General features: G+C 67.3%; 2 protein-coding genes. One reads left to right on the top strand and one right to left on the bottom strand.

Features of this window, described 5'->3' with window-relative positions; genetic code table 11:
- Positions 1-49 precede the first annotated feature (49 nt).
- Positions 50-412: a hypothetical protein gene (locus ACWDXS_RS35645; protein WP_449972802.1), complete on the bottom strand. Its 363-nt coding sequence runs from the start codon at positions 410-412 to the stop codon at positions 50-52.
- Between the two features lie 10 nt (positions 413-422).
- Between ACWDXS_RS35645 and ACWDXS_RS35640 the strand changes: the two genes are divergently transcribed.
- On the top strand, positions 423-1,033 hold a 611-nt coding region (locus ACWDXS_RS35640; protein WP_449972799.1), incomplete at its 3' end, for a hypothetical protein.

Here is a 1,033-nt window from a genome sequence, read left to right as displayed (position 1 = left end):
TGCCTGGGATACGCGCTGGCGACGCTGGCACCGGTGATCGTCGCCGTCCTCAAATCCATTGTCGGGGCCTGACGATGAGCACCCCACCCGAGGACAGGCACGCACCTGATCTCATGTCGAGGCTATCGAGAATCCGACACGCCGCTGCGGCGGTGTCGGCAGCGGTACTCGTGGCGGTATTGGTCACTCTCACCGGGATGGGCGGTGCTGCCGCGCAGCCGACGACGCCGCCCATCCCGGTGACACCTACACCGACCACACCCGCACCACCGACTACGACGACACCGCCGAGCCGGTGGGTGACCCCGCCCTCGACCACGAGTCCGGCCTCGCCCACCCCGACAACGCCCGGCACGCCGACCCCGACGCCCGGATCGGGGGTGGGGTCGGCCGAGTGCGGGGTCACCACCATCAACGGGTGCGTGGAGAACGCGATCGACGGGTTCTTCCAACGGTTGGTCGACTCCGCGCTCGACCCGCTGCTCGAACTGCTCTCCGAAACCTTGCTCACCACCCCCGAACCCGGCGAGATCCCGCAAATCGGGGTGCTGTGGAACCAGTCATGGCAGCTCATGACCGCCCTGTACGTGCTCGTGGTCATGGCCGCCGGGGTGCTGCTGATGCTGCGCGAGACCCTGCAAACACAGTGGTCGATCCGCGAGCTGGCACCCCGGTTAGTGGTCGGGTTCATCGCCGGGGCGATGAGCATGGTCATCGCCACGACCGCGATCGGCTTCGCCAACGCCCTCGCAGGCGCCGTCGCCGGAGACGGTGTGGGCTCGGACTCGGCGGCGGCGGGGTTGAAAGAGCTGGCCACGACCGGTCCGCAAAGCCAGATCTTTCTGCTGCTGCTCAAGCTCGCGTTGGACGTGATGCTGGTCGTTCTGGTGGTCACCTATGTGGTGCGGGTCGCGATCACCATTCTGCTGATTGTGGCCGCACCGTTGGCGTTGATGTGTCACGGGCTACCCGGTATCGAGGGGGTGGCGCGGTGGTGGTGGCGTTCGTTCGCGGCATGCCTGGCGATCCAGGT

This window comes from Nocardia sp. NPDC003183, from assembly GCF_053590715.1.
Note: the sequence above shows the minus strand (reverse complement) of the source record. Positions and strands in the feature narration are given on the sequence as shown.